Annotated in this window: 22 protein-coding genes and 1 pseudogene; 17 read left to right on the forward strand and 6 right to left on the reverse strand. The window is 65.3% G+C overall.

The features are described 5' to 3' along the window. Window positions 1–101: 101 nt before the first annotated feature. From FPZ24_RS07455 to rimM, 4 genes and pseudogenes are all read left to right on the forward strand, one after another. On the forward strand, window positions 102–293 hold the full coding sequence (locus FPZ24_RS07455; RefSeq protein WP_146570672.1) for a ribosome modulation factor: 192 nt from the start codon (window positions 102–104) through the stop codon (window positions 291–293). 157 nt (window positions 294–450) lie between these two features. Then, window positions 451–1,941, forward strand: a complete 1,491-nt coding sequence (ffh, locus tag FPZ24_RS07460; protein WP_146570674.1) for a signal recognition particle protein — start codon at window positions 451–453, stop codon at window positions 1,939–1,941. Between the two features lie 32 nt (window positions 1,942–1,973). Then, window positions 1,974–2,414: pseudogene (gene rpsP, locus FPZ24_RS07465) on the forward strand (30S ribosomal protein S16); the annotation flags it as partial. A gap of 182 nt (window positions 2,415–2,596) precedes the next feature. After that, window positions 2,597–3,076, forward strand: a complete 480-nt coding sequence (rimM, locus tag FPZ24_RS07470; RefSeq protein WP_146570677.1) for a ribosome maturation factor RimM — start codon at window positions 2,597–2,599, stop codon at window positions 3,074–3,076. On the opposite strand, the gene FPZ24_RS07475 is transcribed toward rimM, so the two are convergent. Next, a complete protein-coding gene (locus tag FPZ24_RS07475) occupies window positions 3,066–3,977 on the reverse strand; it encodes an NAD(P)/FAD-dependent oxidoreductase (RefSeq protein ID WP_186729126.1) in 912 nt (303 codons plus the stop codon). The two genes, rimM and FPZ24_RS07475, sit on opposite strands and share 11 nt — an antisense overlap. A 44-nt stretch (window positions 3,978–4,021) precedes the next feature. On the opposite strand from FPZ24_RS07475, the gene trmD reads away from it, so the two are divergent. The 3 genes from trmD (at window position 4,022) to FPZ24_RS07490 (ending at window position 7,661) form a co-directional block, all read left to right on the forward strand. Continuing rightward, entirely contained in the window at window positions 4,022–4,747 is a 726-nt protein-coding gene (gene trmD / locus FPZ24_RS07480) for a tRNA (guanosine(37)-N1)-methyltransferase TrmD (RefSeq protein WP_146570679.1), read from the forward strand. Window position 4,748: 1 nt separating this feature from the next. Next, the gene (rplS, locus tag FPZ24_RS07485) at window positions 4,749–5,141 is read left to right on the forward strand and encodes a 50S ribosomal protein L19 (protein WP_146570680.1); all 393 of its coding nucleotides are present in this window, start codon (window positions 4,749–4,751) and stop codon (window positions 5,139–5,141) included. Between the two features lie 288 nt (window positions 5,142–5,429). After that, on the forward strand, window positions 5,430–7,661 hold the full coding sequence (locus tag FPZ24_RS07490) for a S9 family peptidase (RefSeq protein ID WP_146570683.1): 2,232 nt from the start codon (window positions 5,430–5,432) through the stop codon (window positions 7,659–7,661). Here FPZ24_RS07490 and FPZ24_RS07495 read toward each other — a convergent pair. Then, a complete protein-coding gene (locus FPZ24_RS07495; protein WP_146570685.1) occupies window positions 7,658–8,872 on the reverse strand; it encodes a cysteine desulfurase-like protein in 1,215 nt (404 codons plus the stop codon). The two genes, FPZ24_RS07490 and FPZ24_RS07495, sit on opposite strands and share 4 nt — an antisense overlap. Before the next feature lie 106 nt (window positions 8,873–8,978). On the opposite strand from FPZ24_RS07495, the gene FPZ24_RS07500 reads away from it, so the two are divergent. The 4 genes from FPZ24_RS07500 to FPZ24_RS07515 all read left to right on the forward strand — a co-directional run bounded on the left by FPZ24_RS07500 (window position 8,979) and on the right by FPZ24_RS07515 (window position 11,829). Next, window positions 8,979–10,007 (forward strand): aspartate-semialdehyde dehydrogenase, encoded by a 1,029-nt coding sequence (locus tag FPZ24_RS07500; protein ID WP_146570687.1) that lies wholly within the window; start codon window positions 8,979–8,981, stop codon window positions 10,005–10,007. A gap of 162 nt (window positions 10,008–10,169) precedes the next feature. Then, window positions 10,170–10,814 (forward strand): 2-hydroxychromene-2-carboxylate isomerase, encoded by a 645-nt coding sequence (locus FPZ24_RS07505; protein WP_146570688.1) that lies wholly within the window; start codon window positions 10,170–10,172, stop codon window positions 10,812–10,814. Next, window positions 10,811–11,248 carry a GFA family protein gene (locus tag FPZ24_RS07510; protein ID WP_146570690.1) on the forward strand — a complete coding sequence of 146 codons (438 nt, stop codon included), beginning with the start codon at window positions 10,811–10,813 and terminating at the stop codon, window positions 11,246–11,248. The genes FPZ24_RS07505 and FPZ24_RS07510 overlap by 4 nt, the downstream gene beginning before the upstream one ends. A 41-nt stretch (window positions 11,249–11,289) precedes the next feature. Beyond that, on the forward strand, window positions 11,290–11,829 hold the full coding sequence (locus FPZ24_RS07515; protein WP_146570692.1) for a J domain-containing protein: 540 nt from the start codon (window positions 11,290–11,292) through the stop codon (window positions 11,827–11,829). Here FPZ24_RS07515 and FPZ24_RS07520 read toward each other — a convergent pair. After that, complete coding sequence (locus FPZ24_RS07520) at window positions 11,826–12,977, reverse strand: glycosyltransferase family 4 protein (RefSeq protein WP_146570694.1); 1,152 nt, start codon at window positions 12,975–12,977, stop codon at window positions 11,826–11,828. The two genes, FPZ24_RS07515 and FPZ24_RS07520, sit on opposite strands and share 4 nt — an antisense overlap. Before the next feature lie 67 nt (window positions 12,978–13,044). Between FPZ24_RS07520 and FPZ24_RS07525 the strand changes: the two genes are divergently transcribed. From FPZ24_RS07525 to FPZ24_RS07550, 6 genes are all read left to right on the forward strand, one after another. Then, the gene (locus FPZ24_RS07525; protein WP_146570696.1) at window positions 13,045–13,752 is read left to right on the forward strand and encodes a glutathione S-transferase family protein; all 708 of its coding nucleotides are present in this window, start codon (window positions 13,045–13,047) and stop codon (window positions 13,750–13,752) included. Between the two features lie 41 nt (window positions 13,753–13,793). Next, window positions 13,794–15,161: a DNA repair protein RadA gene (gene radA / locus FPZ24_RS07530; RefSeq protein ID WP_146570698.1), complete on the forward strand. Its 1,368-nt coding sequence runs from the start codon at window positions 13,794–13,796 to the stop codon at window positions 15,159–15,161. A gap of 11 nt (window positions 15,162–15,172) precedes the next feature. Continuing rightward, window positions 15,173–15,811, forward strand: coding sequence for a CvpA family protein (locus FPZ24_RS07535; RefSeq protein WP_146570700.1), 639 nt, complete (start codon window positions 15,173–15,175; stop codon window positions 15,809–15,811). Window positions 15,812–15,888: 77 nt separating this feature from the next. After that, window positions 15,889–16,323, forward strand: a complete 435-nt coding sequence (locus FPZ24_RS07540) for an iron-sulfur cluster assembly scaffold protein (protein WP_146570702.1) — start codon at window positions 15,889–15,891, stop codon at window positions 16,321–16,323. Next, the gene (locus tag FPZ24_RS07545) at window positions 16,323–18,152 is read left to right on the forward strand and encodes a cation:proton antiporter domain-containing protein (RefSeq protein ID WP_146570705.1); all 1,830 of its coding nucleotides are present in this window, start codon (window positions 16,323–16,325) and stop codon (window positions 18,150–18,152) included. The genes FPZ24_RS07540 and FPZ24_RS07545 overlap by 1 nt, the downstream gene beginning before the upstream one ends. A gap of 35 nt (window positions 18,153–18,187) precedes the next feature. After that, window positions 18,188–18,484, forward strand: coding sequence for a DUF423 domain-containing protein (locus FPZ24_RS07550; protein WP_146574278.1), 297 nt, complete (start codon window positions 18,188–18,190; stop codon window positions 18,482–18,484). On the opposite strand, the gene FPZ24_RS07555 is transcribed toward FPZ24_RS07550, so the two are convergent. From FPZ24_RS07555 to FPZ24_RS07565, 3 genes are read right to left on the reverse strand one after another with little or no spacing between them, the layout of a single operon-like run. Beyond that, a complete protein-coding gene (locus tag FPZ24_RS07555) occupies window positions 18,481–19,242 on the reverse strand; it encodes a TonB family protein (protein WP_205012872.1) in 762 nt (253 codons plus the stop codon). The genes FPZ24_RS07550 and FPZ24_RS07555 overlap by 4 nt on opposite strands. A 14-nt stretch (window positions 19,243–19,256) precedes the next feature. Next, window positions 19,257–20,357 carry a 3-dehydroquinate synthase gene (gene aroB / locus FPZ24_RS07560; RefSeq protein ID WP_146570709.1) on the reverse strand — a complete coding sequence of 367 codons (1,101 nt, stop codon included), beginning with the start codon at window positions 20,355–20,357 and terminating at the stop codon, window positions 19,257–19,259. Continuing rightward, window positions 20,354–20,893: a shikimate kinase gene (locus tag FPZ24_RS07565; RefSeq protein ID WP_146570711.1), complete on the reverse strand. Its 540-nt coding sequence runs from the start codon at window positions 20,891–20,893 to the stop codon at window positions 20,354–20,356. Before FPZ24_RS07565 ends, aroB begins: the two co-directional genes overlap by 4 nt. Between the last annotated feature and the right edge of the window lie 55 nt (window positions 20,894–20,948).

Below are 20,948 nucleotides of genomic sequence, written 5' to 3' on the forward strand. Positions count from 1 at the left end.
ATCCCTCACCAGACGACCGTGTGGACGGTCGGGTCCGGCACCCTGATCGCATTCCAGGGTCAAGAAGCCGTTAAAGCGCACGATGGTTTTGCGATTGCGAGATGGCGCTCTATGGCGGGCAAAAGTACGGAGATTATATGGCGAATCCGCAGGAAAAAGCATGGAGCGACGGCTATACCGTCGGCAAAAAGGGCAAGCCGCAGACGATGAATCCGTTCAAGAAGGGCGGCTTCATGACGGCGTGGCAGGAAGGCTGGCAGGCCGGCGTGAAAGCCCGGGAAGCTGCCCAGTAAGGGCATCGGGTTGCGTCGGCGCGGGCGATCGTCTAGGACCCAGCCGACCGTTCCCTTTGCGAACGCGAGATAGTGCGCCCATCTGGGTGACGCCGGCCGACGAGGTTTCGTCCGCCGGCGTATTTTGCGTTTCGAGGATCGGCAGAGGAGTTTTTGAATGTTCGACAGCCTGAGCGATCGTCTTGGCGGTGTGTTCGACCGGTTGCGTGGCCGTGGCGCGCTGACCGAGGCGGACGTGCGCGGGGCGATGCGCGAAGTGCGGATCGCGCTGCTTGAGGCGGACGTCGCGCTGCCGGTCGCGCGCGATTTCGTCGAGAAAGTCACCGAACAGGCGGTCGGTCAGAACGTGCTGCGCTCGGTCACGCCGGGCCAGCAGGTCGTCAAGATCGTCAACGACGCGCTGGTTGAGATGCTCGGCGCGGACGAAAGCGAGCTCAATCTCGGCGTGACGCCACCGGCCGTCGTGATGATGGTCGGTCTGCAGGGTTCCGGTAAGACGACCACCACCGCCAAGATCGCCAAGCGGCTGTCGGGCGGAGCGGGCGGTCGCGACCGCAAGAAGGTGCTGATGGCGTCGCTCGACGTCAATCGCCCGAACGCGCAGGAACAGTTGGCGGTGCTCGGCGAGCAGACCGAGGTTGCGACGCTGCCGATCGTGGCGGGTCAACAGCCGGTCGACATCGCCCGCCGCGCGATCCAGGCGGCGAAGCTGCAGGGCTATGACGTCCTGATGCTCGACACTGCCGGCCGTCTGCACGTCGACCAGGCGCTGATGGACGAGATGAAGGCGGTCGCCGACATCGCGAAGCCTCAGGAAATCCTACTCGTCGTCGACAGCCTGACCGGTCAGGACGCGGTCAACGTCGCGACCAGCTTCTCCGAACAGGTGCCGCTCACTGGCGTGGTGCTGACCCGCATGGACGGCGATGCGCGTGGTGGGGCGGCGCTGTCGATGCGCGCGGTCACCGGCAAGCCGATCAAGTTCGCCGGCACCGGCGAAAAGCTCGACGCGCTGGAGGGTTTTCACCCCAGCCGCATCGCCGGTCGCATTCTCGGCATGGGCGACGTCGTGTCGCTGGTCGAGCGCGCCGCCGAAACTATCCAGCAGGAAGACGCCGAGCGCATGGCGCGGCGGATGGAGAAGGGTCAGTTCGACCTCAACGACCTCCGCTCGCAGCTCCAGCAGATGCGCAAGATGGGCGGTGTCGGCGCACTGGCGGGGATGATCCCCGGCATGAAGAAGGCGCAGGCCGCGGTCGATCAGGCCGGCGGTGACAAGGTGCTGCTGCGCATGGACGCGATCATCACCTCGATGACGCCGAAGGAGCGCGCCAAGCCCGAATTGATGAACGCCAAGCGCAAGATCCGCGTCGCCAAAGGCTCCGGCACTACGGTGCAAGACGTCAACAAGCTAATGAAGATGCATCAGGAAATGGCGACCGCGATGAAGCGCATCAAGAAGATGGGCGGCCTGAAGGGCATGATGGCGATGCTCGGCAAGGGCGGCATGGGCGGTCTCGGCAACGCGATGGGCGGGCCCGACATGGGCGATGCGATGAACCGGATGGGCGGGCTGCCGGGTCTGCCCGGCACGGGAACCAAGATGCCTCCCGGTTTTCAGAATTTCATGAACGTCAAAAAGAAATAACTCCAAGTATCTAAGAAGGAAGTAGAACTAAAATGGCTATCAGCATTCGTCTTTCGCGTGGCGGCTCCAAGAAGCGCCCGTACTACCGGATCGTCGTTGCCGACGCGCGCAGCCCGCGTGACGGCAAGTTCATCGAGAAGATCGGCAACTACAACCCGCTTCTCGCGAAGGACAACGACCAGCGCGTCCAGATCGACACCGATCGCGCCAAGCATTGGCTGAGCGTCGGCGCGCAGCCGACCGACCGTGTCGCTCGCTTCCTCGACGCCGCCGGCGTCCGTGAGCGCGCTGCGCGTAACAACCCGAACAAGGCGAAGCCGGGCGAGAAGGCCACCGAGCGCGCCGAAGAGCGTGCCGAGAAGGCCGCTGCGGCCGCGGCTGCCGCTGAGGAGGCGAAGAACGCGCCGGCTCCCGAGCCCGAAGTGACTGCCGAGGAAGCACCCGCCGAGGGCTCGAACGCCGAAACCGAAGCGGTCGTTGCTGCCGAAGTCGAAGCCGCGACCGAAGAGCCCACGCCGGAAGCCGAAGCCGTGGCCGAAGCGGTGGCCGAGGAAACCCCGGCCGTTGACGTCAACGAGGCGACCCCCGACAGCGACGCCGGCGACGACGCTGCTGCTCCCGAGGGCGAGAGCGCTCAGGCTCCGGCCGAGGGCTGATGCCACAGGATACCCCCGTCACGCTCGCTGCCGTCATCGGCGCGCACGGCGTGACGGGGGAGGTCCGGCTGAAGGTGTTTGCCGACGACCTCAAGCCGTTCAAGAGCTTCAACGGCGGTGCGCTGACGCTCAAGTCGCTGCGCCCGACCCCGCAAGGCGCTATCGCGCGCTTCGCCGAGATCGCCGACCGAAACGCCGCCGAGGCGCTGCGCGGCACCGAACTCACCGTACCCCGCACCGCGCTGCCGCCACTGGCGGACGGCGAATATTACCATGCCGACCTGATCGGACTCGCAGCCGTGTCCGACGCCGGTGAGGCGCTAGGCCGCGTCGTTCTGATCGAGAATTTCGGCGCGGGCGACGTGATCGAGATCGAGCGGCCGGACGGCAAGCGCTTCATGGTCCCGATGCGGCCGGAAGCGGTACCCGAATGGGATGCCGAGCGGCTGGTGGTGACCGCCGACTACGCTACCGCCTGAGCGGCGCCTGCTCGGCGAGCAGATTGCGAATTGTCGTTGCGGCAACGCCCGCTTCGCCCATCGCGTGGCTGATCTGATCGAGCCCCTTCACGACATCGCCCGCCGCGAACAGGCCGGGAACCGAAGTACGCTGGTGGTCGTCGACCTCTAGGCAGCCGTCTTCCGTCGCCCGCGCACCCGCCGCGACCGCGAGTTCGGAGCGGATCACCGAACCCAGCGCCGGGTAGATCGTGTCGAAGGTCCGCGCCCCCTTCGCGGTATCGACGCAAATCGTATCGGCATTGACGGTGATCGGCGTGCAGGGACCGTCGAGATGCTCGATCCCGGCAGCGTCGAGTTCGGCCCGGCAGGCATCGTCGAGATCGTGCGCCGGGCCTGGCGCGATCAAGGTCACGTCCTGCGAATAGCCGCGCAGGAACAGCGCCTCGCGCATGCCGTGGTCGCCGGTGCCGATCACGCCGATACGCTTGTCGGTCACCTCATAGCCGTCGCAGATCGGGCAGTAACGGATCAGGCCCTTGGCCAGCGCCGCGTCGTGGAGGTCGCGCGAGATGTCGGGCCTGTTGTTGACCACCCCGGTCGCGAGCAGGACGGTTCGGGCCTGCACTTGCCGATCACCGACGCGCACGACAAAGCCATCCGGTGTTGGCGTAATCGCATCGACATGCACCTCCTCGCGCACGGCGCCGAAGCGTTCGGCCTGGCGACGCATCAACAGGAGTAGCTCGGTACCGGGAATGCCGTTGGGATATCCCGCGTGATTGTTGGTGCGCGGGATCAGCGCGGCGCGGCTCGATCCATTGTCGAACAGGCGGATGCGGAGATGGAACCGCGCGAGGTAGATCGCTGCGGTCAGGCCCGCCGGACCCGCGCCCACGATGATACAGTCGTCGATCTCCATCCCGTCACCTTGCCATTTCCCTTTCCAACGCGGAAGGAGCGCGGATGTTCGCCGCGACCGTCCTGACGCTCTATCCGGAGATGTTTCCCGGCCCGCTCGGCGCGTCGCTGGCGGGGCGGGCGCTCGGCGCAGGCAAGTGGTCGCTCGACGCGGTCAACATCCGCGACTTCGCTATTGACAGGCATCGCACCGTCGATGACACGCCGGCCGGGGGCGGGGCAGGGATGGTACTCCGTGCCGATGTCCTCGCCGCCGCGATCGACAGCGTAGCGGACGGCCGCCCGATCCTTGCCATGACCCCGCGCGGCAAGCCGCTGACACAGCAGCGAATTCGTGAGATCTCGGCTGGCCCTGGGGCGATTGTCCTGTGCGGCCGGTTCGAGGGATTCGACGAGCGGATCTTCGACGGGCGCAACGTCGAAGAAGTGTCGATCGGCGACTATATCCTGTCCGGCGGCGAGATGGGCGCGCTGGTGCTGCTAGACGCTTGCATTCGGCTGCTTCCCGGCGTAATGGGCGCGCCTTCCAGCGGTGAGGACGAGAGCTTCGAAACGGGGCTGCTCGAATATCCGCACTATACCCGACCTGTCGAATGGGAAGGGCGCACGATCCCCGAAGTGCTGCGATCGGGGGATCATGCGAAGATAGCGGCTTGGCGTAAGACCCAGGCCGAGATCGATACACGGTTACGGAGACCGGATCTTTGGGAGCGCCATGAGGGCGCTCGGGTCCAGCCTCCCTCTGGCGCGCGGCAGAAGAAGGACGAATGACATGAACGTCATCCAACAGATCGAAGCCGAGAACATCGCCAAGTTCAACGAATCGAAGAAGATTCCCGAATTCCGCCCCGGCGACACGCTGAAGGTCGGCGTGAAGGTCGTCGAAGGCGAGCGCACCCGCGTCCAGAACTACGAAGGCGTGTGCATCGCGCGCTCGAACAAGGGCATGGGCAGCAACTTCACCGTCCGCAAGATTTCGTTCGGCGAGGGCGTCGAGCGCGTCTTCCCGCTTTATTCGCCGAACATCGACAGCATCGAAGTCGTCCGCAAGGGCGCCGTGCGTCGCGCCAAGCTCTATTACCTGCGTGGCCGCACCGGCAAGTCGGCGCGCATCGCCGAGCGCCGCGACACGCGTCCGGCCAAGGGTGAAGCCGCCGCCGAATAGGCGCGCAGGCCTGATGGTTTTCGAAAGGGCGTCGGAGCGATCCGGCGCCCTTTTTCGTGCGCGAATTCCACGCGGTTCAAGACATCTTCAAATGGAAAGTCACAAAGGTCACGGGATGCGCGGCGCCAAATGCGACAAACCGTTTCGAGTAGCTGCAGCCATGTCAAAGAGCAGGGGGCACGCTGACAGACGGAATCCTACATTGGAAGCACTTTACCGCGCGGCGTCCTATCGCAATAAGGCACCAACGCTCGCGGGTCGCCGGGCGACAAGGGAGTTGCAAGGGATATGCGGGCATGGCTGATCGGGTTGGCGGCGGTGGTCGCGCCTGTCATTGTTATGGGTGGGGCGGCGATGGCCGCTGATGATGGCGCACAAGCGCTGACACTGGAACGCATCTTCGCCAGTCCCGATCTCGCGGGGCCCCAGCCGCAATCGATGAAGCTGTCGCCTGACGGCAAATTGGTGACCCTGCTGAAACCGCGGCCGGACGAGAAGAACCGGTTCGACCTGTGGGCACTCGACACCGCGACCGGCAAGGAGCGGATGCTCGTCGATTCCAAGAAGGTGGGTAGTGGCGCCGACCTGTCCGAAGCCGAAAAGATGCAGCGCGAGCGCGACCGCTCGCTAACGGGCAAGATCGGTATCGTCGCCTATGACTGGGCACCCGACGGCAAGTCGATTCTCGTACCGCTCGACGGCGACCTCTACCTCGCGACGCTCGACGGCAAGGTCACCCGGTTGACCAATTCGCCGGGCGGCGAACTCAATCCGGTGATCAGCCCGGCCGGCGGGTATGTCAGTTTCGTTCGCGACCAGAATCTTTATGTTCAGCCGCTCGGCGGCGGCGCCGCCAAGGCGCTGACCAGCGACGGCGCGGGCACGGTGCACTGGGGCGAGGCGGAATTCGTGGCGCAGGAGGAAATCCACCGCCGCACCGGCTATTGGTGGTCGCCCAACGATCGTCTGGTAGCGGTCGAACGGTTCGACGAAGCCCCGGTCGGCATCGTCACGCGTGCGGCGATCGGCGCGGACGGGACCAAGGTGTACAACCAGCGCTATCCGGCGGCGGGTACGCCCAACGCAACGGTGGTGATGTACGTGATCGATCCGGTCACCGGCGCGCAGGTGAAGGCCGATCTGGGGAACGATCCCGACATCTATATCGCGCGGGTCGAATGGACGCCCGACGGCAAGACCCTGTTGGTCCAGCGCGAAAACCGCGAACAGACGCAGCTCGATATGCTCGCGGTCGATCCGGCGACGGGAAAGACCAAGACCTGGTTCAGCGAGAAAGCGGCACCGAAGAGCTGGATCAACCTGACCGACAATTACCGGTCATTGAACGACGGCAGTCTGATTTGGTGGTCGGAGCGTGACGGGTTCGGCCATCTCTATCGCTTCGCCAAGGGTAAGTGGACCCAGCTGACCAAAGGACCGTGGGTCGTCACCAAGCTGGTCGGCGTCGATCAGACCCGCGGGCGAGTCTACTTCGTCGGTAACAAGGACGATTTCCTCGAGCGGCAACTCTATGCCGTCGATATCGCCAAGCCCAACCAGATCACGCGGCTGACCGAAAATGGCTGGTGGAATGGCGGCGCGGTGATGGACGATGCGGCGACGCGCGTGATCGTGACGCGATCCAACCCCGACCAACCGCCGCAGACCTATCTTGCCGACCCGACGGGCAAGCGGATCGCGTGGATCAACGAGAATGCGGTGAAGCCGGGGCATCCCTTCTATCCGTATCTCGCCCAGAAAAAGCAGCGGACGTTCGGGAGCTTCAAGGCGAGCGACGGAACGACGCTCTACTACGAAATGATCACGCCCAAGCTGGAACCCGGCAAGCGTTACCCTGTCTTTTACTGGCATTATGGCGGCCCGGGCACGGGGCAGGCGGTGACGCGCGAATGGGGCGATCCGCTCAACGGCTATATCGCCGACCAAGGATACATCTTTTTCCGCGTCGATAACCGCGGCGTCAACAATCGGGGTAAGGCGTTCGAGGACCATCTGTATCGCGCGATGGGCAGCGTGGAAGTGGAGGATCAGCTAGCCGGCGCGAAGTGGCTGAAGACGCAGTCGTACGTCGATCCCGATCGGATCGGCATCTATGGCTGGTCGTATGGCGGGTACATGACGCTCAAGATGCTCGAAGCCAATCCAGGGGTCTACGCGGCAGGGGTTGCCGGCGCGCCGGTCACGAAGTGGGAATTGTACGACACCCATTACACCGAGCGATACCTGGGCAACCCGAAGACCGATCCGAAAACCTACCTGACGTCGAACGCGATGGCCGATGCGACCAAGATCAGCGATCCGTTGTTGCTGATGCATGGCATGTCGGACGACAATGTCGTGTTCGAAAACTCGACGGCGTTCGCTGCAAAGTTGCAGGCCGCCAATCGCCCGTTCGAAATGATGTTCTACCCGGGCAAGACCCACGCCGCGGTCAGGAATGCCCATGCGTGGGGCACGATTCTGGATTTCTTCGACCGCAAGGTGAAGAACAAGCGCTAGAGCTCTCGAAGGGCGGCGATCAGGCGGTCGATCTCTTCGATCGTGGCGTAGTGGCACAGACCGACGCGGAGCAGTCCGCCCGCGTCGGTCAGGTCCAAGCGGGCGATGACCTCAACCGCGTAGAAATGGCCAGCCCAGGCGAAGATCCCACGGTCGGCGAGGTGTTGGGCGATGGCGTGTGGGTCGTGGCCGTCGAGCGTGAACGAGAAGGTCGGGACGCGTCCTTCCATCGTTGGCGGTCCCCATAGTTTGAGGCCGGGGATCGTCGCGAAGCCCGCGAGCAGACGCTCTCCGATCGTGCGTTCGTAGGCGGTCGCTGCGGACATCGCCGCGACCAAGCGCGCGCGCCGGCTGTTGGCGGCGGGATCGACCTGTTCGCCGAGCCATTCGAGATAGTCGATCGTGCCAAGCACCCCGGCCTGACCCTCGAACGACGGCGTGCCGGTCTCGAAGCGGTGCGCGGCGTCGTTGCCGGCCGGGCTGACCTTGTAGGCGTTAGGTGCGAGCCCGGGGCGCATCCACAGCACGCCCTGGTGCGGCCCGAAGAATTTGTACGGTGAACACGCCAGGAAGTCGCAGCCGAGCGCGACGACGTCGGTGACAACGTGCGGCACCGACTGGACGGCGTCGATATAGGTGAGGGCGCTGCTGCGTTCCCGGACCAGCGCACAGGCTTCGGCGATCGGGTTGAGCGTGCCGAGCGCGTTGCTCGCGGCGCCAAGGGCGACCAGTTTCGTCTTCGGGCCGAGCAATGCCGCCAGATCGTCGAGCGACCAGCGCCCCGTCGCCGGATCGAAATCGAGCCAGCGCACCGTCATCCCACGGTCCTCGGCAACCTGCAGCCACGGCGCGACATTTGCGTCATGGTCCAGCCGCGTGACGATCAGTTCGTCGCCCGCCTGCCATTCTCGCGACAACGCCCGCGATACGGCGAAGGTCAGCGAGGTCGTGTTCGGCCCGAACGCGATGTCATCCGGCTGTGCGCCGAGCAGGTCGGCAATCGCGGCATGCGCTTCCGCCGACACCTGATCGGTCTCGATCGAGGTCGCGAACGGCCCGCCTGCATTGGCGGTGCCATCGGTCAAATGCCGCGTCATCGCTGCGATCGCGGCGTCGCACGCCTGCGTCCCACCTGGAGCGTCGAAGAATACCGTGCCGCGCTTCAGAGCAGGGAAACGCGCGCGCACCGCATCGATCGGGAAGTCTGGCATCAATCTGTCCTTCGCTGCGTCCCAAGAAAAGCGCGCTTCCATTCTGGCGTCTGGGGCCTAAGTAGCAAGCGCCGCCGGGCGAGGCGGGCGATTAAGGAACGATGTGATGGGTTACCGGGTGGTGGTCGCGGGCGCGACCGGCAATGTCGGGCGCGAGATGCTCAATATCCTGGCGGAACGCGAGTTCCCGGCCGACGAGATCGCGGTCGTCGCGTCGTCGCGTTCGACGGGCGATATGGTCGATTACGGCGAGACCGGCAAACAGCTCAAGATTCAGAACATCGAGCATTTCGATCCTGAGGGCTGGGACATCGCGTTGTTCGCCATCGGGTCCGAGGCAACCAAAATCCACGCCCCTCGCTTTGCCGCCGCGGGCTGCACGGTGATCGACAATTCGTCGCTGTACCGCATGGACCCCGACGTGCCGCTGATCGTGCCCGAGGTGAACCCGGAAGCGATAGAGGGCTATCGCGCGAAGAACATCATCGCCAACCCGAACTGCTCGACTGCGCAGATGGTCGTCGCGTTGAAGCCGCTGCACGACGCCGCGACGATCAAGCGCGTCGTCGTCGCCACCTATCAGTCGGTGTCGGGCGCGGGCAAAGTGGGGATGGATGAGCTGTTCGAACAATCGCGCGACATCTTCGTCGGCAATTCCGCCACACCGCACAAATTCACCAAGCAGATCGCGTTCAACGTGATTCCGCATATCGACAGCTTCCTCGACGACGGGTCGACCAAGGAAGAGTGGAAAATGGTGGTCGAGACCAAGAAGATCCTCGATCCCAAGATCAAGGTCACCGCGACGTGCGTGCGCGTGCCGGTGTTCGTCGGCCATTCCGAAGCGATCAATATCGAATTCGAGGACGAGATCAGCGCCGCCGAGGCCAAGCGCATCTTGCGCGAGGCGCCGGGGGTGATGCTGGTCGATAAGCACGAGGATGGCGGCTACGTCACCCCGGTCGAATGCGTCGGCGAATATGCCACTTTCGTCAGTCGCGTGCGCGAAGATCCGACGGTCGACAACGGTCTGAGCCTATGGTGCGTCAGCGACAATCTCCGCAAGGGCGCGGCGCTGAATGCGGTGCAGATCGCGGAGTTGCTCGGACGGCGCCACTTGCAGAAAGCGGCCTAAGTTATTCCTCCCCGAGTTTGCTCGGGGAGGGGGACCATTTGCATGGCAAATGGTGGAGGGGAATTGGGGAAGGCTATCCTCGCCGCTGCGCGGCTGCGGCCCCTCCACCAAGCCGCTTCGCGCCTTGGTTCCCCTCCATCTGCGATGGGGAGGATTTGAGTGATGCGGGCCGATCTCTATTTCTCGTTCCGCAGCCCCTATTCGTATCTCGCGCTGCCGCGCTGGCGGGCGATCCAGCGCGACTACGACCTCACGATCGACCTCAAGCCAGTCTATCCGCTCGCGATCCGCCAGCCCGATTTCTTCGAGCGCAACCACCCCAACTGGCTGGGATACACGATCCGCGACGTCATGCGTGTGGCGCAGCATGCAGGAATCCCCTTTGCACCGCCGCGGCCCGACCCGATCGTGCAGAACGTCATGACTCGGCAGATCGCCGACGAGCAGCCGTACATCTACCGTCTGGTCCGCACCGGTCAGGTCGCGGCGCGGCGGGGCAGGGGCTTCGCCTTTGCGGATGAAGTTGCCCAGCTGATCTGGGGCGGCACGGCCGGTTGGCATGAAGGCGATCATCTCGCCGGGGCGGCAGCGCGGGCCGGGCTCGATATGACGGAACTCGACGCCGACGCGGAAGCCGATGCACAGGCGATCGACGCCGAGGTCGCCGCGAACCAGACGGCGCTGGAGGCGGCCGGGCATTGGGGCGTGCCGACGCTCGTTTTCCAGGGAGAACCTTTCTTCGGTCAGGATCGCATCGACCTGGCGCTATGGCGGATGGAGCAGGCCGGGTTGGAGAAGCGCGGATGACAATCGAAGGCGGATGTCGATGCGGCGCGACGCGTTACGCCATCGCGGCCGACCACATCGACGCGATCTATTGCTGCCACTGCACCGATTGCCAGCGTTGGTCGGGCAGCGCGTTCAGCGAACAGGCGGTCGTGCGCGAAAACGCGATCAGCGCGACCGGCCCGGTCATCGAATTCACGCTGACGACACCGAGCGGCGCGCAGTCGCACCAGCGCGCGTGCGGCGTCTGCCACAACCGGTTGTGGAATTCGAACAGCAGTCGGCCGGGGATCGTCACCGTGCGGGCGGGAACGCTCGATCATAACCGCACCCTGACGCCGCGCGCGCATATCTGGACGAAGAGCAAGCAGCCCTGGGTCGTACTGCCCAATGATGTGCCGGCGTTCGAGGAGAATGCTCCGATCGCGGAATTCACGGCGATCCTGACCCGCTGACGGGGTGGCATTCCGCGCCTTACGCCCCTAAGTGCGCCACCATGGCGCGCGCGACACGATCCGACAATTGGGGCTTTCCCCGCTGGGGCGGCTATGGCTCGTCGCGCGAGGCGACCAAGGTGCGGCTATGCGATCGGCACGGCTGTAGCGAAAAGGGCGACTGCCCGGCGCCGAAATCGCCCAACAGCCCGGAACGCTGGTATTTCTGCCAGGAGCATGCCGCCGAATATAATCGCGGCTGGAACTACTTCGAAGGGCTGACCGCGGAGGAAGCCGCCGAGCGCGAGGCTGCGGAAACGCGCACAGCGAACGGCTACGCGCAATCGAAGCACAATGCCTGGGCGGGCCCCGGCGACGGCAGTCGATCGCGCGACGAAATGCGCGCGCTCGAACTGTTCGATCTCGATCCCGATTGCAGCTTCGACGACGTGCGTTCCGCGTGGCGCAAGATGGCCAAAGAAAACCATCCGGACCTGCGCCCCGGCGATGCCGAAGCGGCGAAGAAATTCCAGGCGATCCAGGCGGCGTACGACGTGTTGCGCGTCGCCGAGGAAGAACGGACGTGGAAGCCGGCGGGCTAACGGCCGCGCCGTGCCATCAAATCGAGATACGCGGTCAGTACCGCTTCGTTGACCGGATCCCATTCGTAGACCTTGGCTGCGTCATGCCCCGCCTGCCCGGCGTTACGACGCAGATCGTTGTCCTGAACCAACCGCTGGATCGCGTCGGCATAGGCGCCGACGTCGCGCGGCGGGACCAGGAAGCCGGTTACGCCGTCCTCGACCAGATCGACCGCGCCGGTTGCGCGGGCGGCCACCACCGGCACGCCAGCAGCCATCGCCTCCGCAGTCACGTTGCCGAACGTCTCTGTCACGCTGGGATTGAAGAACACGTCCATCGACGCGACCGCGCGGCCCAGATCGTCGCCACTCTGGAACCCTGTGAAGGCCGCTTCCGGCACACGCTCCGCGAACCAGTCGCGCGCGGGACCTTCGCCGATCACCATCACCCGATGCGGCACGCCACGGCGCGTCAGCTCGTTCATCACGTCGGCGAAGATATCGAGGCCCTTTTCGAGCACGAGCCGGCCGAGGAAACCGACCGCCACTTCGTCGTCGGCGATCCCCAGCGAACGGCGCCATTCGAAGCTGCGCGCTTCGGGTTTGAAGCGATTGTGATCGACCCCGCGCGACCAGATGCCGATCGGCTTGGTCACGCCCCAGCCGCGCAGCAATTCGCCCGACGACGGGGCCGGTACGACGATCTGGTCGGCGCGGTTGTAGAACCGCGTCAGCATCTTGATCAGCAGCGGGACGGTGAACCCGATATGATAATAAGGCGGGTAAGTCTCGAACCGCGTGTGCATCGAAATGAACGAGGCGATGTTGTTCCGCCGGGCCCAGGTCAGCGCGCGATGGCCGAGAATGTCCGGCGCCGACAGATGAACGATATTGGGCGCAAACGCTTCCAGGTCGCGCCGCGCCGCCGATGTGAGCCCGCGCGCGAGCTTGAACTCGTCGCGCCCGCCCGGCATCGGCACCGACGGCACACTCACCAGATCTCCGGTCGGCGGAAAGGCCGGGGTGTCGGTGGTCGGCGAATAGACGCGAACCGTCACCCCACGCGACAGCAGGTGGCCGACAAGCTTGTTGAGAGCCTGGTTCGCGCCGTCGCGGACATAATTGTAGTTGCCCGAGAATAGCGCGACGCGAAGATCGCTAGGTTCCATCCGCCGCCCATAGCGGGATGAAACCGGCTTGCCTATCTAGGCCGCGACCAGAACATGGAGATGGACGATGGCCGACCTTTCGCGCTTCCCGATCACCGGCAAATGGCCCGCAGCGGACCCGAACGTGCTGCAATATTACGGCCTGCCCACGCCCAACGGCGTGAAAGTGTCGATCATGCTCGAGGAGACCGGGCTGCCCTACGAGGTACATCTGGTCGATTTCGCCAAGAACGATCAGAAGTCGCCCGAATTCCTCAGCCTCAATCCCAACGGGAAGATTCCGGCGATCGTCGATCCGGACGGCCCCGGCGGAGAGCCGATCGGTCTGTTCGAGAGCGGTGCGATCCTGCTCTACCTCGCCGACAAGACCGGGAAGTTCATCCCGAGCGACCCGGTCGAGCGTTGGGAAACGATTGCGTGGCTGATGTGGCAGATGGGCGGCTTGGGCCCGATGTTCGGCCAGCTCGGGTTCTTCAACAAGTTCGCGGGCAAGGACTATGAGGACAAGCGCCCGCGCGATCGGTACGTCGATGAGAGCAAGCGATTGCTCGGCGTACTCGATTCCAGGCTGGACGAACGTCGATGGATCATGGGCGATCAATACACGATCGCCGACATCGCGACGTTGGGTTGGGTCCGTAACTTGATCACGTTCTATGAGGCGCGCGACATCGTCGGGTTCGACGATTTCACGAACGTCGCTGCATGGCTCGAGCGCGGGCTGGCGCGGCCCGCGGTGGCCAAGGGGCTGACGATTCCGGCGCGGCCGAGTTGATTTTTGTTCCCATAACGTTCCCTTTCATCTAAGGGGCCGTCATGGCCAAACCCCAGAAGCGCTACGTCTGCCAATCGTGCGGCTCGGTCGCGTCGCGGTGGCAGGGACAGTGCGTCGATTGCAGCGAGTGGAATACGCTGATCGAGGAAGTCGGCGGGAACGTCACGCCGTTCCAGGCCAAGCATAACCTACAGTCCGGCGGCCGTGCGATCGCGTTGATTGGGCTGGATGCCGAGGTCGCGTTGCCGGAGCGGATGGCGACGGGAATCGCTGAGCTCGACCGCGCGATGGGGGGCGGGTTCGTCGAGGCCTCCGCGACGCTGATCGGCGGCGATCCGGGGATCGGGAAATCGACCCTGCTGCTGCAGGCTGCGGCCGAACTCGCACGGCGTGGGCAGCGCGTCGTCTATGTGTCGGGTGAGGAAGCGGCCGACCAGGTACGGTTGCGCGCGCGGCGGTTGGGGCTGGGCGATGCGCCTGTCGAACTCGCCGCGGCGACATCGACACGCGACATCCTGACGACGCTGGGCCAGGGACAACCGCCAGCGCTGCTTGTCATCGATTCGATCCAGACGATGCATTCCGACTTGATCGAGGGTGCGCCAGGGACCGTGAGCCAGGTCCGCGCGTCGGCGCAGGAACTGATCCGCTTCGCGAAGGAGCGTGGATCGGCGCTGGTGCTAGTCGGACACGTGACCAAGGACGGCAGCATCGCGGGACCGCGCGTGCTCGAGCATATGGTCGATACCGTGCTGAGCTTCGAGGGTGAACGCAGCCATCAGTACCGCATCCTCCGCGCGATCAAGAACCGCTTCGGGGGCACCGACGAGATCGGCGTGTTCTCGATGGAAACGGGCGGGCTGAGCGAGGTCGCCAACCCGTCGGCGCTGTTCCTGACGCATCGCGAGGAAGGCATGACCGGTGCAACGGTATTTCCCGCGCTGGAGGGCACGCGGCCGGTGCTGGTCGAAGTGCAGGCGCTGGTCGTGCGGCTGGCGTCGGGCGCGACGCCACGGCGTGCGGTGGTCGGCTGGGACAGCGGGCGGCTGGCGATGATCCTCGCGGTGCTGGAGGCGCGCTGTGGGCTCAGTTTCTCGACCTGCGAAGTCTATCTCAACATCGCCGGCGGCTATCGCGTGCAGGACCCGGCGGCGGACCTGGCGGTGGCGGCGGCGCTGATCTCCGCGCTCAGCGAGCGGCCGGTGCCTGCGGACGCGGTCGCGTTCGGCGAAATCGCGCTGTCGGGCGAAGTGCGGCCCGTCGCGCACGCGCCACTCCGGCTGAAGGAAGCCGCCAAGCTGGGATTCGAGCACGCGCTCGGCCCCTCGGCGACCAAAAGCGACGGGATGCGGGTCAGCGGATTCAAGACGTTGGGCGCGCTCGTTGACCATATGCTGGGGCGCGGTTAGCTCTCCCGATCATGGGTCTGCACACGCTCGACATCCTGGTCCTGCTCGGCGTCGGTGCGGCGGCCGCATTCGGCTGGCTGCGCGGGTTCGTGCACGAAGTGCTGTCGCTGTTCGCCTGGGTGATCGTGGTGTTCGCGCTGAAGCTGGTCCACGCGCCGGTGACGCAAGCGCTGACCGGGATCGTGGCGACATCGACCGGCGCGGCGGTGCTCGCCTTCGCGCTGATCGCGGGCGCGGCATGGTTTGGCGGACGGATGCTGGCGCAGTCGATCGGCAAGCGGACGCGGTCGTCGATCCTCGGGCCGCTCGATCGCGCGATGGGATTCGGGTTCGGGGCGCTCAAGGGCCTGATCCTCGCCAGCCTGGCGTTCCTGCTGGTCGTCCTCGTCACCGACACTGCGGGCGGCGGGCCGAAGCAGCGGCCGGATTGGCTGACCAAGGCGCGGACCTACCCGTTGCTCAACGCGACCAGCGCGTACGTGGCGGACGTGATCGGCAAGCGGCGGACCGGACAGGCGATGTTCGGGAGCGACGGCAATGCGAGCGATGCGGTCGAAAACGACACCGCACCCGAACCCGAACCCAAGCCGAGCCCGACGCCGACCAGAGCGAAGAAGCCGGCCAAATCGAAACCGCATTCTTCTCGATAATCGTCATGCTGAAACAAGTTCAGGGTGACGGTTGAGTAGGGGTCGCGCTTTCTGCTTCACTCGCCTACATCCCCGAAATGAACGCGCCGCTCTACAACACCGATATCCTGCGGCTGGCGGCGTCGATCCCGCACCACGAGCGGCTGACCGATCCGATGGGTTCGTCGGAAAAGCGTTCGCCGATTTGCGGGAGCCGAGTGACGGTCGATATCGATCTCTCCGAAGGACGTGTTGCCGCCATCGGGATGGTCGTCCGTGCCTGCGCGTTGGGGCAGGCGTCGTCGTCGCTGTTCGCGGCGCATGCGATCGGCAGGACGCCGGGAGAGCTCGCGACCGCGCGCGACCAACTCACCGCGTGGCTGGCGGGCGAGGGGTCGGCGCCCGATTGGCCCGATCTCGATATCTTTACGCCGGCGTTGACGGTCTCCGCGCGGCATCCGTCGATCCGGCTCGCGTTCGAGGCTGGTGCCGACGCCGCTGCCCAAGCCGCTGCCCAAGCGGCCGCCCGCTGATGGAAGGCGTATCGATGCTCCGCGACGGGGTGGTGATGCTCGGCACCGGGCTGGTGTTCGTCATCCTGTTTCGCCGGCTCGGGCTCGGCGCGACCCTCGGCTTCCTCGTTGCCGGCGCGCTGATCGGCCCTCAAGCGCTGCACCTCGTCGGCGACGCGGAGGGTAAGATCGGCGTCGCGGAACTCGGCATCACGCTGCTCCTCTTCATCGTCGGGCTCGAGCTCAACCCGAGCCGGTTGTGGAAGATGAAGCAGGACATCTTCGCGCTCGGCGCGCTGCAGGTACTTGCCTGTGGACTGGCGGTATCGGCGATCGTGCATTGGGTCGGCAACACGACCTGGGCGGCGGCGCTGGTGCTTGGCTTGCCGCTTGCCTTGTCCTCGACCGCGCAGGTGCTGCCGATGCTTCAATCGGCGGGGCGCCTGCGCACGCCGTTCGGCGAACGCGCGTTCGCGATCCTGTTGTTCCAGGACCTGTCGATCATCCCGCTGATCACGCTGGTCACGATCCTGTCGCGCAATCCCGCCGACAAGGGTGGGCCGCCGGGTTGGCAATTGGCGATCTACACCGTGCTGGCGATCGTCGGATTGATCCTGGTCGGGCGGTACCTACTCCGTCCGCTGTTCCGCGTGATCGGCAATCTCGGCGAGCGTGAGATGTTCGTGTTCGCGGCGCTGTTCACCGTCATCGCGGCGGCGGCGTTGATGGAATTTCTCCACCTGTCGACCGCACTGGGCGCATTCGTCGCGGGCGTGATGCTCGCCGATTCGCCGTATCGCCACGAGCTGGAGGCCGATGTCGAGCCGTTCCGATCGATCCTGCTCGGGCTGTTCTTCCTCGCCGTCGGAATGATGCTCAACCTGTACGTCATCGCCGAACGGCCGTTTCTCGTCATCGGCATGGCGCTCGCGCTGATCGCGGTGAAGGCGGCGATCGTGATGGGCATCGGGTTGCTGTTCAAGATGAACTGGCGCGGTGCGCTCGCGCTTGGATTGCTGCTCAGCCAAGGCGGCGAGTTCGGTTTCGTGCTGTTCGCGCAGGCGCAGCGCGCGATGCTGATCGACGGCCAGGCGGTCAGTATCTTCAGCGCGGTCATCACGCTGTCGATGGCGACGACGCCGTTCCTGATGATGGTGACCGCGAAGTTCCGCGAGGCGCCGATCGTCACTGGCGAGCGCGAGGGACCCAAGGCGGACGGCGCCAATGCGCTGATCGTCGGTTACGGGCGGTTCGGCCAGACCGTTGCGCAGATGCTGATCGCGGCCGGTGTGCCGGTGACGCTGATCGACACCGATATTGAGATGATCGACGTCGCCGGCGAGTTCGGCGCCAAGGTCTATTACGGCGACGGCACGCGCATGGACTTGCTGCGCCAAGCCGGCGCGCACGATGCCGAACTGATCCTGTTCTGCATGGACGGCGACCAGCTCGACCCCGATCTGATCGAGGGCGTGCACGAGGCGTTTCCGCATGCGGCGATCTTCGCGCGGACCTATGATCGTCGCGGCCTGATCAAGCTCAAGGGTTCGGCAGTGTCGGGCGTCGTGCGCGAAGTGATGGAATCGGCGGTCAAGATGGGTCGGCTGGCGCTCGAGGCGATCGATGTCGATGGCGACCAGATCAACCGCGCGGAGGACATGTACCGCGCCCGCGACAAGGAACGGCTCCGCGCGCAATATGAAGCCGGCGACTTGCGGGCCGCCCGCGACCGCATCATCACCGCCGACGAGCGCAAGGAACTCGGCGCGGCGACGTCCCGTCACGCGCCTGCAGCCACGACGGTCGAGCCGGAAACGGCTGAGGAACTGGGCCGGGGGCAGGAGCCGTGAGGTGGATCGCCGTCCTAGCCGCGTTGTCGGGCGCGATGGCGATCGCCGCCGGGGCGTTCGGCGCGCATTGGGCGCCTAAGGATGTCGCCGACTTGCTCAAGACCGGTGGACAGTATCAGATGATTCACGCCGTCGCGACGCTCGTTGCCGTCCGAATGGATGCGCGGGGGCCGGCGGCGTTGTTCGTGGCCGGCGGCGCGTTGTTCGCGATATCGCTCTATGCCTTGGCACTGGGCGCGCCGCGGCCGGTCGGGGCGATCACGCCGATCGGCGGGGTAGCGATGATCGTCGGCTGGCTCTGGCTAGCCTGGTCCGCGTCGCGCTATCGTTAGACGTCCCACAGCTCCCATCGCACGGCGTAGACCGCATAGCGATCGGACTTGCCCTCCACCGCTTCGAATTGACCGTTACGCATCGCCAACCGGCAGGTGGTGGCGTCGAGGTCCGGATCGGCCTTCAGGATGACGCGGCAAGCGGTCGGACGTCCTGCTGCGGAAACCGTCACGACGATGACGGACCGCCCTTGCGCGCCACGTCTTTTTGCCTCGGCCGGATAGCTGTCCTGCGGAAACCATTTCGCGACCGAAACCCCGGGCGGCGTCGATGCCCGAGCGGCCGGATCGATGCCCCACGACCGCAGCAGGCTTTCGTTACAGGCCTTCAGGGCATTGAGGACTGGTTCCACCTTGCCGGTTGCGAATGAGAGCTGATCGCTGCCGGCTTTCATGCTGACGGCGGTCGCTTGCGCCAGTTGGGCGGCGAATTCCGCGTTGGCATAGACTTCGTAACCGCGAACATTGGTTCCCTTGGGCACCGCGCTGACATAGGCGATCTTCAACTGCTGCCCGGACGGCTGCAACGTGATCACGGCTTGCCCGCGCCGGACCTCGTTGCCGCTCGATTTGGGTACGACGAAAAACAGGATGTGGTCGTCGCCATCCATGGAAATCGACGGCTTGATCCCGAACAGCGTCGAATTGTCGGTAGTGCCGAAGGCGCGCGACGCGATGCACATGTCCTTCTGATAATCGACCACCCACTTACCCGCAGGCGCCAGCGGTGCAGGCGCCGTCGCGGCGGAGAGCGCCATCGTCATCCATCCGATCATGTCCGCTCCTCATCCAGAAACGCCGCAACGTCCGTTAGATCGACCGAATGATCGACGAACGTCTTCCCGATCCCGCGCGCGAGCAGGAAGGGCAGGGTGCCGGCGTCCATTTTCTTGTCGTGGCGCATGTGATTGACCAGCACTATGCCACTCGCGCGGATGCCGGCCGCCGCGACGCTATCGGGTAAGCCGACCGCCCGAAGATGGGCTGCGACGCGCTCGGCATCCTGGCGGTCGCACAGCCCGCGCCGTGCCGAATAGGCGAACGCCAGCGCCATGCCGGCCGCGACCGCTTCGCCGTGGAGCAATTTGTCGGAAAATCCTGCTTCGGCTTCGAGCGCATGGCCGAAGGTATGGCCGAGATTGAGCAGCGCGCGCTTGCCGGTGGTCTCGCGCTCGTCTTCCGCGACGATCCGTGCTTTCGCCTCTACCGAATGCGCGATGGCGTATTCGCGCGCCGCCGGATCGCCCGCCAGCAGCTTTGCGCCGTTCGCCTCGCACCATTCGAAAAAGGCGGAGTCGTCGATCAGGCCGTATTTCACGACCTCCGCATAGCCGGCGCGCTGTTCGCGCGCTGGCAGTGTATCGAGGACGTCGGGATCGATCAGCACCGAGGCCGGCTGGTGAAATGCGCCGATCAGGTTCTTGCCGGCGCGCGTGTTGATCGCCGTTTTGCCGCCGACCGAGCTATCGACCTGCGCGAGCAAGGTCGTCGGTATTTGCACGAAGCCGCAACCGCGCTTCACGACCGAACAGGCGAAGCCGACGAGGTCGCCGATCACCCCGCCGCCGAGTGCCACGACATGATCGCCGCGCTCCACGCCATGTGCGAGCAGACGGTCGGTCAGCGTTTCCAGTTGCGCCCAGCTCTTGGTGCCTTCCCCGGCGGGCAACACGATCGCCTCGCTCGCGATTCCGGCGGCGGCGAGCGTGGCCTGAAGCGTCGCGAGATGCGGTGTGACATTGGCGTCGCTGACGATCGCCATCGACCGTCCCCGCGCGAGCGGCGCCAGCCGTTCCGCCGCGCGGCCGAGCAACCCACGCTCGATCACCACGTCATAGCTTCGGCGGCCCAGTGCGACCGGCACGATTGTCATAGTTCGAGCGCTCTCAGGATGGCGGCGACCGCCGATTCGTGTGGCGCCTGGTCGCTGGGGATGTGGATCGGCGCCTGCGCGTAGATCGGATTGCGCACCGCCGCCAAGTCCTTCAGCACGACGAACGGATCCTTGTCGCGCAGCAGCGGACGCGTATCCCGGCGACGGACGCGATCGGCGAGGACGTGGATCGGCGCGTCGAGCCAGATCGCGATCGCTTGACCGAGGATCAGTGCGCGCGTCTCGTCGTTGATGAACGCGCCCCCGCCGGTCGCGACGACGCGCGGGCTGCCGTCGATCAACCGCGCGATGACGCGCCGTTCGCCGTCGCGGAAATACGGCTCGCCGAATTTTTCGAAGATCTCCCCCACGGTCATGCCCGCGGCCGTCTCGATCTCGTGATCGGCATCGACGAACGGCACGCCGAGGCGCGTCGCCAGCCGCCGGCCCACGGTCGATTTGCCCACGCCCATCAATCCGACGAGCACGATCGGCTTGCCGGTCCACACTTGAGGAGAGGGGGCGCTTTGCAACATGGCGTTGGCGCTATACAGCGCACGGAACGCCCCGGCACAAGCGTCGTGCGGAGCG

It is taken from the genome of Sphingomonas panacisoli (assembly GCF_007859635.1).
GTDB classification, from domain to species: Bacteria; Pseudomonadota; Alphaproteobacteria; order Sphingomonadales; family Sphingomonadaceae; genus Sphingomonas; species Sphingomonas panacisoli.

Excerpts from the sequence above, each read along its gene's own strand:
- FPZ24_RS07455 (WP_146570672.1), top strand. The coding sequence starts at position 102 with ATGGCGCTCTATGGCGGGCAAAAGTACGGAGATTATATGGCGAATCCG.
- ffh (WP_146570674.1), top strand. The coding sequence starts at position 451 with ATGTTCGACAGCCTGAGCGATCGTCTTGGCGGTGTGTTCGACCGGTTG.
- rimM (WP_146570677.1), top strand. The coding sequence starts at position 2,597 with ATGCCACAGGATACCCCCGTCACGCTCGCTGCCGTCATCGGCGCGCAC.
- FPZ24_RS07475 (WP_186729126.1), bottom strand. The coding sequence starts at position 3,977 with ATGGAGATCGACGACTGTATCATCGTGGGCGCGGGTCCGGCGGGCCTG.
- trmD (WP_146570679.1), top strand. The coding sequence starts at position 4,022 with ATGTTCGCCGCGACCGTCCTGACGCTCTATCCGGAGATGTTTCCCGGC.
- rplS (WP_146570680.1), top strand. The coding sequence starts at position 4,749 with ATGAACGTCATCCAACAGATCGAAGCCGAGAACATCGCCAAGTTCAAC.
- FPZ24_RS07490 (WP_146570683.1), top strand. The coding sequence starts at position 5,430 with ATGCGGGCATGGCTGATCGGGTTGGCGGCGGTGGTCGCGCCTGTCATT.
- FPZ24_RS07495 (WP_146570685.1), bottom strand. The coding sequence starts at position 8,872 with ATGCCAGACTTCCCGATCGATGCGGTGCGCGCGCGTTTCCCTGCTCTG.
- FPZ24_RS07500 (WP_146570687.1), top strand. The coding sequence starts at position 8,979 with ATGGGTTACCGGGTGGTGGTCGCGGGCGCGACCGGCAATGTCGGGCGC.
- FPZ24_RS07505 (WP_146570688.1), top strand. The coding sequence starts at position 10,170 with ATGCGGGCCGATCTCTATTTCTCGTTCCGCAGCCCCTATTCGTATCTC.
- FPZ24_RS07510 (WP_146570690.1), top strand. The coding sequence starts at position 10,811 with ATGACAATCGAAGGCGGATGTCGATGCGGCGCGACGCGTTACGCCATC.
- FPZ24_RS07515 (WP_146570692.1), top strand. The coding sequence starts at position 11,290 with ATGGCGCGCGCGACACGATCCGACAATTGGGGCTTTCCCCGCTGGGGC.
- FPZ24_RS07520 (WP_146570694.1), bottom strand. The coding sequence starts at position 12,977 with ATGGAACCTAGCGATCTTCGCGTCGCGCTATTCTCGGGCAACTACAAT.
- FPZ24_RS07525 (WP_146570696.1), top strand. The coding sequence starts at position 13,045 with ATGGCCGACCTTTCGCGCTTCCCGATCACCGGCAAATGGCCCGCAGCG.
- radA (WP_146570698.1), top strand. The coding sequence starts at position 13,794 with ATGGCCAAACCCCAGAAGCGCTACGTCTGCCAATCGTGCGGCTCGGTC.
- FPZ24_RS07535 (WP_146570700.1), top strand. The coding sequence starts at position 15,173 with ATGGGTCTGCACACGCTCGACATCCTGGTCCTGCTCGGCGTCGGTGCG.
- FPZ24_RS07540 (WP_146570702.1), top strand. The coding sequence starts at position 15,889 with ATGAACGCGCCGCTCTACAACACCGATATCCTGCGGCTGGCGGCGTCG.
- FPZ24_RS07545 (WP_146570705.1), top strand. The coding sequence starts at position 16,323 with ATGGAAGGCGTATCGATGCTCCGCGACGGGGTGGTGATGCTCGGCACC.
- FPZ24_RS07550 (WP_146574278.1), top strand. The coding sequence starts at position 18,188 with ATGGCGATCGCCGCCGGGGCGTTCGGCGCGCATTGGGCGCCTAAGGAT.
- FPZ24_RS07555 (WP_205012872.1), bottom strand. The coding sequence starts at position 19,242 with ATGGCGCTCTCCGCCGCGACGGCGCCTGCACCGCTGGCGCCTGCGGGT.
- aroB (WP_146570709.1), bottom strand. The coding sequence starts at position 20,357 with ATGACAATCGTGCCGGTCGCACTGGGCCGCCGAAGCTATGACGTGGTG.
- FPZ24_RS07565 (WP_146570711.1), bottom strand. The coding sequence starts at position 20,893 with ATGTTGCAAAGCGCCCCCTCTCCTCAAGTGTGGACCGGCAAGCCGATC.